Source organism: Chryseobacterium sp. Bi04, from assembly GCF_918698085.1.
In the GTDB taxonomy this organism is placed as follows: Bacteria; Bacteroidota; Bacteroidia; order Flavobacteriales; family Weeksellaceae; genus Chryseobacterium.
Genome location: NZ_CAKKLP010000012.1, coordinates 139,212 through 153,756, shown reverse-complemented (window position 1 = coordinate 153,756; position 14,545 = coordinate 139,212). Strand labels below are relative to the sequence as shown.

The following is a 14,545-nucleotide window of genomic DNA, read 5'->3' as shown; positions in this document are numbered from 1 at the left end:
TTATTATTATTATTATTTCGGTAAACGAAAAATTAAAACTTGCGCTTCCTATCTTACTTGTAACAGCCGGATTGATTCTAAGTGTAACCCAGCTTGTGCCATCCATTGACATGAGCCCGGAAATGATTTTTTATGTGGTGCTTCCTCCCATACTATTTGATGCCGCTTGGAACACATCAATTCCTGATTTTAAAAAAGAATTCCCAAAAATTTCTGTACTGGCCATTGGACTGGTCTTTCTTACCACTACTATTATTGCTTTAATTGTTCACACTTTAATTCCCGGATTCAGCTGGCCGCTTGCCTTTGTAACGGGAGCCATCATTTCACCACCCGATGCTGTTGCGGCAACAAGTATTACAAAATCTCTTCCGTTGCCACAGAAACTCACAACGATACTTGAAGGGGAAAGCCTGCTGAATGATGCTTCAGCTTTAATTGCTTACAAATGTGCTGTTATTGCTATTACCAGCGGTGTTTTCTCATTTTGGAATGCCGGGCTGCAGTTTATAGGCATCAGTCTTGGAGGATTGGCCATTGGTCTTATTATAGGCTTTCTATTTTTAAAGCTGCACAAATATTGTAACGGAAACAGCAGTTCTGAAACATTTGCAGTGATCCTGCTTCCTTTTGCTGCCTATAGTCTGGCAGAACATCTGGGGTATTCCGGAGTATTGGCTGTGGTATTATTAGGAATGTTTCTTTCCTGGAATTCAATTTCATTATTTAGCGCCGGAAGCCGGTTACAGATGAGTCATTTTTGGGAAGTTATTATCTTTATTCTGAATGGGTTGGTATTTCTTATTCTTGGTATGCAGCTCCCGGCAATCATCTCGAATATACAGGATAATGATCTTCCTGTCCTTATTTTTTATGGTTTTATATTGTTTATTGTTCTGGTAGTTATCCGGTCGGCTGTACTTTCCTTATTTCCTCTTTTTTCGAACAACAGGTCCGGAAAAGAAGGCGGTTTTCTCACTCCGTCAAAGAAAGAATATATTATTTTATCATGGTCAGGGATGCGTGGTGTTGTTTCACTGGCTGCAGCCCTTGCGCTGCTCTTTAAAGATCATCAGGGAGCTGTTATAGAGCAGAGAGATACTGTATTATTTATATGCTTCAGCGTTATTGTTTTTACATTACTGATTCAGGGATTAACATTACCCAGGTTAATCAGCATGATAAAGCCTTCAGCTCCTGATAAACAGGAAGAAAAAGCCCTGAATATGCTTCTTCTGAAAAAATCTGTTTCGTTTTTAAATGATTTTAAATCAAATGATTCAGGGATTCAGGCGGCACTGAAAAGTATGACTGAAAAGCTTGAAAAGGAAAAATGTCAATTGATGAGCAGTAGTGAAGAAACCATGTTTTCCCGGCATAATGAATGGAAAAGAAACTATTTTACTCTGGAACTACAGCTTGCAGAATGCCAAAGAAGAGCATTGGTAAAAAGCTATCATACAGGGGAATACTAATTGATTTAAAAAAAAGATTTAAGCCTGATATTTGAAGGACAATGTTAAAATGGATTTCCATATTATGCTCGATGATGTATATGATGGCTACCATCAATGCGGGGGAAGTACTCAAAGTACTTATGTTTGTAGAACATTATATGACATATCATGGTAATTTGTCATGGAGCAGCATTAGATTCCGATTGAGACCTAACGGGCAGTATATCAATTCTGCGGACACTTTATTTGAACTGGTTAATCCTGCAGGATTACTTTTAGAATTAAAGGTTTTTGAAAATGATGTGAATGATGTAAAAGCGGGACAGGAAATTCTGGTGTATAACAACCAGAAACCTGACGTGAAATACAACGCTAAAATTATAAGTGTAGTTCCCAGTATTGAAAACGGAGGTTCTGCTACTGCTGTAGCCAAACTATCTGCCGTAAACCCTGAATTTGTAAAAGGAATGTATATCAATGCAGAGGTCAATATCAGCAGCCGGAATACACAGGGACTTCCCAATGAAGCGGTAGTTTCCTATGAGAATAAAAATTATGTTTTTGAAGATCTGGGAAAATCAAACTATAAGATGATCCCTGTAGTAACAGGAATTGCAGATGATCAGTTTACAGAGATTCTAAAAGCTGACTTTTTAAAAGATAAGAAAATTGTGCAGAAAGGAGCTTACAGTTTGCTGATGCTGCTGAAGAATAAGGCGGAATAATACTTCCTGAACCTATAAAAGTTAATATTTTTAATCAAAGGTTTTGTTTACTGTAACGGTAAATGAAACCTTTGTTATTTAGCAACCAGCCTTATATATCATTTGTAAAAGAAATAGTGACTACCAGTCAGTCACATAGTAACGCAGAGTTCACAAGGTTTTATCTTTATTTTCAGTTCGCAGTGGCACTTCGTTTAGCAGAGAATGCTGAGTATGCTTTATATTTCTCCTTCCCAGCTAAGGCATTCGTAAGATAAGATGATATTTGGCATCTTTTCCACATTATAAATATTATTTAATGCATAGTTAATTTTAAAATGATATATTTAGGCAGTGAATTAGTTTTTTAGAATTTTTAGTTGCATTAATGAGAGAACCTTTATTGAAATATAATGACAACTAAACCGTTACACAATTTTCATATTCCGGTAATGGGGCTGGCTTATACTATAGACAGTCCGATTCGTGTTGCCCAATATGGAATTTCTTCCGTCATTTCCATTATCGATGACGAAATTTTGGAAAAAATGAAAAACTTTTATAATCAGAAATTTAATCTGGATTATTTAAAAATTTCTTCCAAAACAGAAGATTACAGAGCAAAGAGAATTACCGCTTATCTGGATATGGTAGATGATATCGTGAATGAAAAATTTGAATCTTTCAAACAGGAAATCAGCAAAAACAGAGAGGCTTTAAAAGATTTCATGACGATGTTACCTAATACATCAGAGCTGAAAGATGGTCTTCAAAACCTTATGAGTCAAAAGGATAACTGGGGATCAGCTATTAAAAGCTTTATTGAGTCTAACTTAAAGCCGGGAAGCATTGATGTCAACATCATGACAAAAGTTGATAAAGACAACTATAAAAAAGACGAACAGCTTTCTGTAATCTACAATGATGCCCATGCGTCTTTACGTGGATTTGCAAAAAGTAAACTGTCTTCTTCGATGGTTCTTTCCGCAGGAATGAATCCTCGTTTATACAGTTATATGGAAGAATTTGAAGATTTTTTTCCGGATCAGAAAGGAGTTTTAAAAAAGAAAATCATTCTTAAAGTAAGTGATTTCCGCTCTGCAATGATTCAGGGAAATTTCCTGGCAAAAAAAGGGCTTTGGGTTTCAGAATACAGGATAGAATCCGGGTTGAACTGTGGTGGGCATGCATTTGCTACAGACGGACTGCTCCTGGGGCCTATTATGGAAGAATTTAAACAGAAAAAAAATGATCTGATTCAGTCGGCCCATGCCTTAATGATTTCCGCTTTAGAACAGAAAGGAAAACCTTGTGTTGACGGACCTTTAGAAATGAAAATTACCGTTCAGGGCGGAGTAGGAACTTCTGAAGAACATGATTTTCTGCTTGAAAATTATGATGTAGACAGTGTAGGATGGGGATCTCCGTTTTTATTGGTTCCGGAAGCCACTTCTGTAGATATAGAAACCAGAAATTTACTGGTACAATCTAAAGAAAAGGATTTTTACCTGAGCAATCTTTCACCATTGGGAGTCCCATTTAATACGGTAAGAGGAACATCCAATGATATATTAAAACAACAGAAAGAGTCTCATGGGAAATATGGAAGTTCATGTCCGAAAAAATTACTGGCTTTAAGCAAAGAGTTTTCTTCTAAAGGAACATGTACTGCTTCCAGGAAGTATCAGGATATTAAACTGAAAGAACTGTATTCCAGCCGGGAAACATATACGGCTGAAGAATTTAACAGAAGAAAGTCGGAGATTACAGATAAAGCCTGTCTTTGTGTAGGTCTTGTAAATGCTGCTTATATGGAACATAATATGGAAATTAAGGGTGAAAAACAAGGCGTTGTCATATGCCCGGGACCGAATATCGCTTTTTTTAACAAAGAGGTTTCCCTTTCTGAAATGGTAAAGCATATCTATGGAAACACAAATATTCTTCCGGATAACCAACGTCCGAATATGTTCATCAATGAATTAAAAATGTATGTGGATTATCTGAAAAAAGAAATTACAGAATCATCGGCTCAAATCACGCATTCCCAGTCAAAAAAATGGAATACGTTCAAAAAAAATATATTGGAAGGAATTGAATATTATCATCATCTGTTTAAAGAATCACCCTTCTTTAGAAACGGATTGGAAAACATAACCCTGCAACTGCAGGAATATAAACTGATGCTTGCAGCCATTGAGGTTCCTCAGGTTGAGAAGTAACAGTATTTTTTTAATTGATAGAGTAAAACAGCCTTCATGTGAATGAAGGCTGTTTACTTTAGGTTATATTGATGAAAAATAATTTATTGTACAATAATTTTTTTAGTTATTATCTTTTGTCCATCAGTTTGAAGTACACAGAAATATACTCCGGAAACCCAGCCGGATGTATCAAGAGATTCTTTATAGGTTCCTTTGTTTTGAGTATTCTCTTTTACTGTTTTTACTAATGCTCCGGTAGCGCTAGTAATATACACTTTGACAGGGCCGGATTTTGATAATGTATATTCTATCGTAGCATTTCCTTTTACAGGATTAGGATACACATTTAATGCCTGGGTCTCAGTAATATCAGGACGAGCCGCTTTTGTTGTTCTTGCCACTACAATATCACCGTCCTCAATATAAATCATATTTAAAGACCACAGATAATTATCAGGATATGAAGGTCCGTCTTCTACAATAGAATTCTGGGTAATATACGTATATCCTCCTGTTTCATAATTTGGAATTAATATTCTGGCACCGTATCCATTGTTTATTCTTACAAGGTATAAAGGTTTTCCATTGGGATCGTCTTTCACATAAGACAGCTGAAAGTTAGCTCTATTAGCCTCGTCCAACCATAAATAATCTTGCTCAGTAGTACTTTTTATACCTCCTTTAAGTGCCAGACTAGAATTTTTTGCCATATTGCTAAATCTAAAATCTTCATATCCATATTTATAATTGGCCTCACTAAATCTAGGCGTCAGCCTTGCCAAAGAGAATGGTTCAAAAGTAGAAGAGCTTTGATATAAGTAATAATTAGATCCACTTGAATTATTAAGTGCCATACTTTGTTTTGTACCATAATTGATCAACCGTACTCCCAGTTCGCTGACAGGAGAAAATCTTTCTCTGACTGCCGTGCTGAAAGACCCCTGAATAGACCAGTTATCATCAGGCTTATTAGGATACTGCACATACAGTTCATTCCCTGAGAACCCCAGCTGATACATGTCTGATCTGTATTCATTGATAAGGAATGTAAAAGTATTCTGCTTATAGTCTGTCAGATTATTTGGATTGGTGATACGGAGAGCTTCAAAAAGCTGTCTTCCAGAATTATAATCACCATTTTCCTGGTAAAAATAATTTCCTGAATTGGCATTCCATCTTGCAATAGGCAGGTATGATTTGGCATTGAGAAAATTTATTAGCTTTTTCCCGCCAGAAATTTCCCTGACCGGGAGCTGCCATCTTGCACCGCCATAGGTACCTTCATAAGGGTTAAAAACAGATATTGCCTTTATATATCCGCTCTCATACGTATTTCCTTCAGGAGCAACAGGCTTATTCTGATAGTTTCTTACAATATAAGATCTTGATGGGTATATCGGAGACTGAACCAGAAAGTGGTTATTCGCTAATTCCGGAGTAAGCATTTCTTTATACACCATAATATCATCCACTGCGCTTAATATAGCCCCTTGCTGGTTGTTAACAGTGCCAAAAGTAGCCGTATGGGTATTGGTAAGCACATCAGACAATCCAAACCAGAAATAATTGGCATATAAACGTCCTCCCGGGCGGCTGAAATACAACCGGGTAGAATATTTATTAGAGCTCAGCATGAAATAGATGTAGCCAGCTCCGTATTCATCAGGTCCCGGATATATTTCATTTTGAGTGTTGTCACTGTAATAGCTTATTTTGTATCGTGCCTGTCCTAATACCACTTTTTTTTGAGCAACTGCAGAATATTTTAATATCTGAAAATAGCCGTCTTTCATCCGCAGCTGAATATCTTCCTTATTTCCATTAGCAGGGTTGGTAAAGCTTAAGATGCTGCAATCTTTTCCATTATCAGGAACTTTGATCCATGCAGAAACAGAAAATCCATTATTACTGCTTACAATATCTTTAATGGGCCCCGAAGGGATCGTAATGTTTTGATATTGATTGAAGTACAATGCCTGGGAAGGGTTTCCAAATCTATCAGCAGTCCCCGTATTAGCGTTTCCCTGTAATTTATAAGCAGTATTGGTAGAATGCTTAAAATCATTTTGCCAGGTGGATGAATTGCTGAGGGCCAGGTCATATAAATTAGCAACCTGTGTATTCGCAGAATACTCTCCCGTAGCAGTGTTGTCAAATACTTCCTGGGCAGAAAGCGGAGAGATGGATGTTATAAGGATGAAAAAGAGGAAATAAGCTGTAAAGGGTGAAGCAGGTTTTTTTTCTTTCAAAAAAGGATCTTTATATAAAGTATGATTAGATGGTTTCATAAGAAAATATTTTTAGATTAGTAATTAGCCGGTTGTATCTTGTTTTCATGGTATTACTGGATAACTCTGTTAGGAAAATATTCTAAAAAAGTTGTGACTTCATCTGTTATGATATAGCCGTTGATCCCAGCATTTTTATTATTATTGGGAGCAAGGATAAAATCAAAATCTCCTCTCCGGTCATTTTCTGGGTTATTGGCGCAGCATTGATTGATATTGACATTTCCGATATACCGCCCCCGATAATATTCCGGCTGTGCAGAAAAAGTACCGGTTCTTTTCCCTCCGGCTCTTATTTTTTCAGCCACCAGGAATAGGCCTGTATCCGCAGGGGTTTTAAATACCATCTCATATAATCCGGCAACTCCTGTATAGGCAGGGTTGCTTCTTCTCCAGCTTTCCCACTGTTCATAGAACTTCATAGGATCAGCAGTAGTAGTGCCATCCGGTGTAGAATCTATTTTTACAAAAGGAGCAAAAATAATTTGCTTTTTCTGAGCCTCAGTCAGCTGATTGAAAAAAGGAGTAAACTGATTGGGTGTTTTATTTCCTTTAAACATGACAACTGAAAATGCATTTGCAGCTTGTACAACCTTCATAGCTTCCTGAAAAGTCCTGTCATCATTGATATCAAGCTGGAGAAATACACCTGCTCCAAGTGCAACAGTAATTGCTTCCTGCAACAGCGGAATTTTCTCATTCGTATATGTTTTTTCTTCATTTTTCAATCTCAACCTGCTCAGTTCGTTCCATGAATATTCACTTGCTTTTCCATAATTATCTTTTCCTGTACCGTACGTATTGGGGTACAAATCCAGAAAATTGGTAGTACGCTGGAGGTAGTCATCATGCATCAGGTACACTTTTCCGTCTTTGCTCGTTTTGAGATCAATCTCAATCATGTCTACATTGCGGTTATTGGCTGCTTTTGAGACGGCCAGAATCGAATTTTCAGGGGTTCCGTCAATCCATGCTGCTCTGTGAAGGGCTAGGAATACATATCCCGGATTTTTATTTCCGTTCAGTAGGGTAGCCCTTAAAAGATCCACACTGGGCCTGACAGTCGTTGGGGGAGGTGTCGTGTTGTAGAAGCCACCTTGTGCATGAATTTGCTGGTTGGTTCCTAAATAAAGAATTAAAGCAACAGCGCTTTTTAAAATTCTTCTTCTGAAAAGTTTTAATGAATTCATATTGTTAAAAATTAGGGTTGTTTTTTGATTATAAATTTATATATTTTCACAATATATTGAATTATTAAAAGTTAAAATCAATATTAATTTTAATTAATAATTAACTGACTTACAATTAGTTAAATTAAAATATTTTATTAATTTATCAGATCAAACAGTTAATAGTTAATCATTTTGTGAAAATAACAGAAATGAATGGTGCCTTACCTGGCTGGAGAATAAAGATTTTTCTTTTTTAAAAAATCGATCAATTCCTTAGGCCTATCGGTCTGTATTATGTTGACATCATGATTGGGATACCATTCATAGACATTTGGGTTTTCGAGTATCTGATCATCATTGTGACCGGCACTTAGATTAGGCCATAAAGAATTTACCCAGACTTTTACTCCTTTTTCCTGAACATCTTTAAAATTAATTAAATGGCTCTCGTCCGGGCCTAAAGTAAATTCAAAACCATACACCCTGTAATTTTTTAAATAATTATTGACCTTGGGCCAGCCCTCTCCGGAATCCAGCCTTACAATTGGCATATAATGAATCTCATTTTTTATTTTTCCATATTTTTGATTAAATTCATCATAGCCTGCTGTTCCTTTGAAAAGAACCTGATCAAGCATATTTCTTTTCTTTAAAACCGGATAAACCAAATCAAAATAGTCAAATGCTTTATCCAGATTAATGAAAATTTTGCCATCTGTTACATCCAATACTTCACTAAGGGTAGGGACTCTCATCTTCGTGGCGACTCCTAATCCGTCTTTCAGGTATAGTTTTTTAATTTCTTCTAATGTATAATCAGAGGGTTTTCCTTTTCCGGTAGTCGTCCGGTCAATAGTTTTGTCATGCATTAAAATCAAAACATTATCTTTTGTTAAGGACAAATCTATTTCTACCATATTAACCCCTTTCTCTATTGCTTTTTTTATAGCCATAATTGAATTTTCAGGAGCTTCACGCCAATCAGCCCGATGGGCTACTACCATGATCCTGTTATCAGGAAATTTGCTTAATGATAGTTGAGAATAGGCTGTAATAGAGGTGCATAGCAAAACTAACCCAAAAGAAAATTTACTGATATTTTCTATTATTTTTTTCATACAAGTATATTTTAATATCCTGGATTTTGTTGAATAGCAGGATCTGTATTAATCTGATTTTGGGGAACAGGCATAATTAAATTATGTGATTGGATGGTAGCCGTTCCGTATCCCGGGGTGTTCTGAAAATGTGCTGTCATCACCTGAAGTGCTTTTCCTGTTCTCACCAGATCAAACCATCTGTGCCCTTCACCTACCAGTTCTTTCCTTCTCTCCAGGGCAATTTCTTCTAATAACAAAGTCTGATCAGTAATATTTACAGAAGGAAGACCAGCTCTGTTTTTAATTTTATTGAGATATAAATTTCCATTCACCAGGTCATTGGATTTTGCATAACACTCTGCAACAAGTAGGTAAACATCTGCCAAACGAAGTATTACAACATTACTTCCTCCATCTGCAGGAGCTGTAGCCGACTTTGTTAGTTTTTTTGAATAAGGAATTCCATTATTCGTTAAACCGATGTAAGCATCTCTTCTTTTGTCTCCTGTCGTAAAAACATTATAAATCTCTTTTGTAGGAAGGTTATGACCTTTTGCCCCGGAAGAAAACCCTGATGGACTGAACATCTGATATGCCTGACTTCCTTCTGAATTCCCATTTAATCCTGAAGCAAACTGTACATCGAAAATAACCTCTGCATTATTTTTATTTGTTACATCAAATATCTTAGTAACATCAGTCAACAAACTATATCCTAGACCCTCAACCTGCTTCAGAAAAGGTAAAGCCTCATTATATTTATTCCTTGTCATCAAAACTTTTCCCAGGATTCCCAATGCAGCTCCTTTTGTCACTCTTCCTTTTTGAGAAGTAGTCTCAGGAAGTAATGAAATGGCATCTTTAAGCTCGGATTCAACAAAACCATAAACGATTTCTATTGAAGTTCTTCCTTGCCCAAAATAATCGTTGACATTAACACTTTCCTTGGTGACCAAAGGGACATCCCCAAAAATTCTTACAAGGTTAAAATACATCAATGCTCTTAAAAATTTTATTTCACCTATCCTGATATTTTTCTGTGAAGGATTCATAGGAACATTTCCAATTCTGTTTAAAACAATATTAGCCTGCTGAATTCCGATATAATTTTCTTTCCAGGTGCTTGCCAGCAAAGAATTATTAGGCTGAACTGTAAAAAAATCAAGCTCTCCATAGGTAAAATTATCGTTGGCAGGAACTTCATCATAAGTATTATCTGATGGAATTTCTCCAATAGCCAGCATTGCTAACTGATATTGCCCCACATATTGAAGTGAGCCATATACTGCATTCACACCTTGCTCCAACTGAGTTTCATCTTTGTAAAAATTATCTGTTTGCTTAATACTTTCAGGAGAGGTATTTAAAAGATCAGATGAGCAGGATTGCAATAAGAATAAAGAAAGTAAAGGGATATATAATTTTTTCATTTTTAAAATATTAAGGTTGCATTCAAATTAAAATTTCATATTCATTCCAAAAGAATAGATTCTTGCTACCGGATAATAACCGTTGTCATAGCCTTGCGTGAGAATACTTTCTGAAGTTGCATCAAGATTTTGTCCTTTATAAGAAGTTATGGTGAAAAGATTGTTTCCTACAAAATACAGTTGAATTGATTTTACCTTTAAGGCAGAAACCAGCTGTTGGGGAAGATTATAAGCAAGCCTTAAGGATCTTAATCTTACATAATCTCCATTTTTAAAGAAAATACTGGAAGTTCTGGCTTCTTTTCTATTATTTGAGAAGTTCATATTGGGCATTGCATACATTCCGTTGGGATTGGTAACCGGGTTATATCTGTTGTCAAAATAGTTCTGAGTTGCCATTCCAAAACCTTCCCCTGATTCTGTACTATTTACCTGGTCTCCGTTATAGATTTTCCTGCTTAGCTCACTATATAATGTAAAATTAAGGTCAAAATTTTTATATCGGAATGAATGGGTGAAGCCTATCACATATTTAGGAATTCCGGAGCCAAAACTTTTCTTGTCATTGGCATCAATCTTGCCGTCTTTATTGATATCCTCCATCATATAATCTCCTACTAATGTTCCCGGAATATGAGCTGAATTATCTATTTCCTGTTGGCTTTTATAAATTCCCAGAATAGTATAGCCATACATTTCAGCAATAGAACCACCAACTCTTGTTACTGCAAAATTATTTGCTCCGGTTACAATTTGTGACTGCCCATTTGCAAGAGCCAATACTTTATTGGTATTAGTAGAAAAACTAAAATTACTTGAATATTCAAAGTCTTCTCCTATATGAATAGCTTTCAATGAAAGCTGTATTTCTAAACCTCTGTTTCTGATTTTTCCAATATTCTGAAGCAATGTAGAGTATCCGGATTGCTGGGGAACCGGCACATCTAATAACAAGCCGTTTCTATTTAAAATATAATAGTCAGCAGATACATTTAAGTACTTATTAAACAACCCGAAATCAATTCCAAAATTCACAGATTTTGATTTTTCCCAGGAAAGGTCAAAGCTTGCTGCTGTGGAAGATCGATATCCGGGTACCAATATTCCTCCAAAAACATAGTTTTCTTTTTCCATCAGGGATAGTGAGCCAAAATTCGGAATCTGATTATTTCCGTTTGTTCCTAAACTAAACCTCAATTTCAAAGGATCCAACCACTTATTTTCCATAAAGAAACGTTCTTTACTTACAGTCCATCCTAATGATAAGGCATAAAAGTTTCCCCATTTGGAATGAGCCCCGAATCTTGATGATCCATCTCTTCTATAAGATGCCATGAGGCTATATTTACTGTTGTAGGTATAACTGAGTCTTGTAAAATAAGAAATAAGTGCCCATTTATACTGATTGATATCAATTTTAAATGATGTACCACCGGAAATATTTTCCAGACTGTTATCCGGAAAACCAGTAGCTAAAGTTGTAGTTTGATTTGAATTTTCACTTTGATAAGACTGTCCCAAAATGGCGTTAAAAGAATGGCTATCAATCTTTTTATCATAAGTCAGTAAGTTTTCAATCAGATAATTCTGGGTAATATACTCTGTTCTGCTTGCTGTGGTAACGTCGGGAGCGGAAGTTCTATAGCTTCCTACCGTTGATGGATCAAAAAAATTGTACTCATAATTTGTATAATCTCCACCTGCGGAAATTTTATACTTAAAATCCCTTAAAAAATTCCATTCTCCAAAAATATTTCCAAATGTTTTAAATAAAGTATATTTCCTTTTTGTCATTTCTGCAATAGCAACAGGATTTTCAACCAAAGCGCCATCCGTAGGGCCATTTACTTTTATCTGTTGAGAAATAATAAGATTTCCATCGGTATCCTTCGGGGTAAAGAACGGATACATGGTAGTGGCCATTTGAAGAAGATTATAAGTTCTTCCTCCGTTTACCATATCAAAAAAACTTCCTTTTGAGAAAGAGGGAGTCATGGAAACTCCAAATTTCAGTTGATCTGTTATATTGGTAACCAGATTGATATTTCCGGAGTACTTCTCATAATCAGTTCCAATCAGAATTCCTTTTTGGTTCAGATAGCTTCCTGTAAATGAGTATTTTGTTGTTTCACTTCCTCCAAGAATATTCAGTGAAGTGTTGCTAATAGGAGCAGGTCTTAATACGACTGAATACCAGTCAGTATCTGTGAGCCCGGGTTGCTTGTTCAAGTAAGGTGTTAAATAATCAGGAACAAGTTCTCTCAAGGTAGCTCCTTTAGAAATTCTTGTTGCTGTATCGTCCAAAGTACTTCTGTTGACGCCTTTTGAAAGATAATTATTATCCCTGGATTCTTTCATGAAAACGGCCATATCATAAGCATTAACGAACTTTTCATTATCACTTCTTGTCTGAATTCCATAATAGGAATCCAAAGTCACCTCAAGTTTTCCTTTTTTACCTTCTTTGGTCTGAATTAAAATCACGCCATTGGCTCCCCTTGATCCATAAATAGCCGTTGAGGCTGCATCTTTAAGAACATCTATCGAAGCAATAGAATTAGGATCTATTGAATTTAAATTGGTTCCTTCTGTAAGTGGAAAACCATCAACAACGATCAGGGGATTTGCCCCGGCTGTTAACGTCCCGATTCCCCGGATACGGATATTGGGTGAAGACCCGGGGCTCGCATTTGCTGAAGCAATCTGAATTCCGGTGGCCTTTCCGGCAATCATATCCCCAAAATTGCCTGAGGCTACACTTTTCAGGTCTTTTTCGACAAGAGAAGCAATAGAACCTGATACATCTTTTTTATTTTGCTTTCCATAACCTACCAATACTACTTCATCGATCTTTTTTGCTTTTTCGGTAATGGTATCATTTTTAGAAATATGATTTATTTCAATATTGCTTTTCTTTTCAATCTTCCTTGATAATCTTCTTACGGTGACAATATTATTTTGAATGCTAAATTCAATAGGATAATTTTTCTGTAAATAATCCAATGTAGGATGTAATAATCTGTAGTCAATATCCTGATCATCTATCAAAATATCTTCAAGGTCTGATACTGAATAAAAAAATTGTGTTTTAGTTATTTTACTCAACTTCTCCAACACTTTAGTTACAGGTGGAGCTGTCACATAAGCTGTATGCATATCAGTATAAATTTCTGAAGCGTGTAACCGCTGAGAAACATACAATATCCCAAGCATAGCAATACTAATTGCTGTTTTTTTCATAAATTTGCCATATTAATTTTTAAACTTTCTACAGGTTTTTAAGTTGATTAAATCTGCATCGATAACCCCCATTATCGATGCTTCTTTATTTTAATAGTATTTCTGTTTCATTTATTTTTTTCACTTTTAGATTAAACGGATAGCTGATTATTGAGAGAATATCATTAAGGTTTCCTGTAAATGAACCACTTACTGTTCGGCTTCTATATTGATCAGGATAAGATATTTTTACATTATAGATGTCTTCCAGTTGCTTAATCACCTCTGAATATGCTGAATCATTGAATGTGAAGTTCATTTGTTTCTCCGCTTTGTAATAATGGTAATCAGAATTCTTATTATTACTGATCCAGATTTCTTTGGACAGTAAATAAGTGATTTTCCCTAAGTGTTCTACTTTTACTTTTCCTTCAAATAATTCTACTTTCTTTTCTTTAGATTTTTGGTCTAAAAAGAAATGAGTTCCCAAAACCTGTATATGAAAATCTCCGGCATTAATTCTGAAAGGTTTTGTTTTATCTTTAGCAATGCTAAAATCTCCTTGTCCTGTAAAGATGATTTCCCTGTCTTTATCTCCAAAATTTTTACTGAGAGTCAACTTGCTGTATGGCATCAGTTTGATGATACTTCCATCAGATAATCTGAGAATTTTTGAAGCTTCAAAACTTTCATAAACATATTTTTGTTTATGCTGTATGGCCGTTTTTTGAAAATTCTCATCCATCATTAAAAAAATAAAAAAGGGGACAAGAATAGCTGCTGCCCAATACAGTTTTTTTATATTTCTTTTTTTCCTGAATTTTATATTGATACTTTTCCAGATTCTTCGGTCTGTAGTGGCATCTATTTTATTTTGTTCCTCGGAAACTGCTTTCCAGGTTTCTGCAAATTTTTTTTCTAAACTCATACAGCATACATTATGATTTCATTCAAACCATTTTTTAGCAAAT

General features: G+C 35.6%; 9 protein-coding genes. 3 read left to right on the top strand and 6 right to left on the bottom strand.

Annotated elements, in window-relative coordinates:
* The 3 genes from LQV47_RS17570 to LQV47_RS17560 form a co-directional block, all read left to right on the top strand.
* Positions 1–1,475: Na+/H+ antiporter (locus LQV47_RS17570; RefSeq protein ID WP_354961167.1), on the top strand; the 1,475-nt coding region annotated here is incomplete at its 5' end.
* A gap of 41 nt (positions 1,476–1,516) precedes the next feature.
* Positions 1,517–2,182: an HlyD family secretion protein gene (locus LQV47_RS17565; protein WP_230039247.1), complete on the top strand. Its 666-nt coding sequence runs from the start codon at positions 1,517–1,519 to the stop codon at positions 2,180–2,182.
* Between the two features lie 392 nt (positions 2,183–2,574).
* The gene (locus tag LQV47_RS17560) at positions 2,575–4,383 is read left to right on the top strand and encodes a hypothetical protein (RefSeq protein WP_230039245.1); all 1,809 of its coding nucleotides are present in this window, start codon (positions 2,575–2,577) and stop codon (positions 4,381–4,383) included.
* Positions 4,384–4,466: 83 nt separating this feature from the next.
* Here the strand turns inward: LQV47_RS17560 and LQV47_RS17555 are convergent, their stop codons facing one another.
* The 6 genes from LQV47_RS17555 to LQV47_RS17530 form a co-directional block, all read right to left on the bottom strand.
* Entirely contained in the window at positions 4,467–6,653 is a 2,187-nt protein-coding gene (locus tag LQV47_RS17555; protein ID WP_230039243.1) for a T9SS type A sorting domain-containing protein, read from the bottom strand.
* Positions 6,654–6,706: 53 nt separating this feature from the next.
* Positions 6,707–7,843, bottom strand: coding sequence for a glycerophosphodiester phosphodiesterase family protein (locus tag LQV47_RS17550; RefSeq protein ID WP_230039241.1), 1,137 nt, complete (start codon positions 7,841–7,843; stop codon positions 6,707–6,709).
* Between the two features lie 203 nt (positions 7,844–8,046).
* Positions 8,047–8,943 (bottom strand): glycerophosphodiester phosphodiesterase family protein, encoded by an 897-nt coding sequence (locus LQV47_RS17545; protein WP_230039239.1) that lies wholly within the window; start codon positions 8,941–8,943, stop codon positions 8,047–8,049.
* 11 nt (positions 8,944–8,954) lie between these two features.
* Positions 8,955–10,355 (bottom strand): RagB/SusD family nutrient uptake outer membrane protein, encoded by a 1,401-nt coding sequence (locus tag LQV47_RS17540; protein ID WP_230039237.1) that lies wholly within the window; start codon positions 10,353–10,355, stop codon positions 8,955–8,957.
* Positions 10,356–10,382: 27 nt separating this feature from the next.
* Positions 10,383–13,595, bottom strand: a complete 3,213-nt coding sequence (locus LQV47_RS17535; protein ID WP_230039235.1) for a TonB-dependent receptor — start codon at positions 13,593–13,595, stop codon at positions 10,383–10,385.
* A gap of 85 nt (positions 13,596–13,680) precedes the next feature.
* The gene (locus LQV47_RS17530) at positions 13,681–14,502 is read right to left on the bottom strand and encodes a FecR family protein (RefSeq protein ID WP_230039233.1); all 822 of its coding nucleotides are present in this window, start codon (positions 14,500–14,502) and stop codon (positions 13,681–13,683) included.
* Positions 14,503–14,545: the final 43 nt, after the last annotated feature.

Coding starts and splice junctions, on each gene's coding strand:
- LQV47_RS17530 (WP_230039233.1), bottom strand. CDS start 14,502: ATGAGTTTAGAAAAAAAATTTGCAGAAACCTGGAAAGCAGTTTCCGAG.
- LQV47_RS17545 (WP_230039239.1), bottom strand. CDS start 8,943: ATGAAAAAAATAATAGAAAATATCAGTAAATTTTCTTTTGGGTTAGTT.
- LQV47_RS17550 (WP_230039241.1), bottom strand. CDS start 7,843: ATGAATTCATTAAAACTTTTCAGAAGAAGAATTTTAAAAAGCGCTGTT.
- LQV47_RS17555 (WP_230039243.1), bottom strand. CDS start 6,653: ATGAAACCATCTAATCATACTTTATATAAAGATCCTTTTTTGAAAGAA.
- LQV47_RS17535 (WP_230039235.1), bottom strand. CDS start 13,595: ATGAAAAAAACAGCAATTAGTATTGCTATGCTTGGGATATTGTATGTT.
- LQV47_RS17540 (WP_230039237.1), bottom strand. CDS start 10,355: ATGAAAAAATTATATATCCCTTTACTTTCTTTATTCTTATTGCAATCC.
- LQV47_RS17560 (WP_230039245.1), top strand. CDS start 2,575: ATGACAACTAAACCGTTACACAATTTTCATATTCCGGTAATGGGGCTG.
- LQV47_RS17565 (WP_230039247.1), top strand. CDS start 1,517: ATGTTAAAATGGATTTCCATATTATGCTCGATGATGTATATGATGGCT.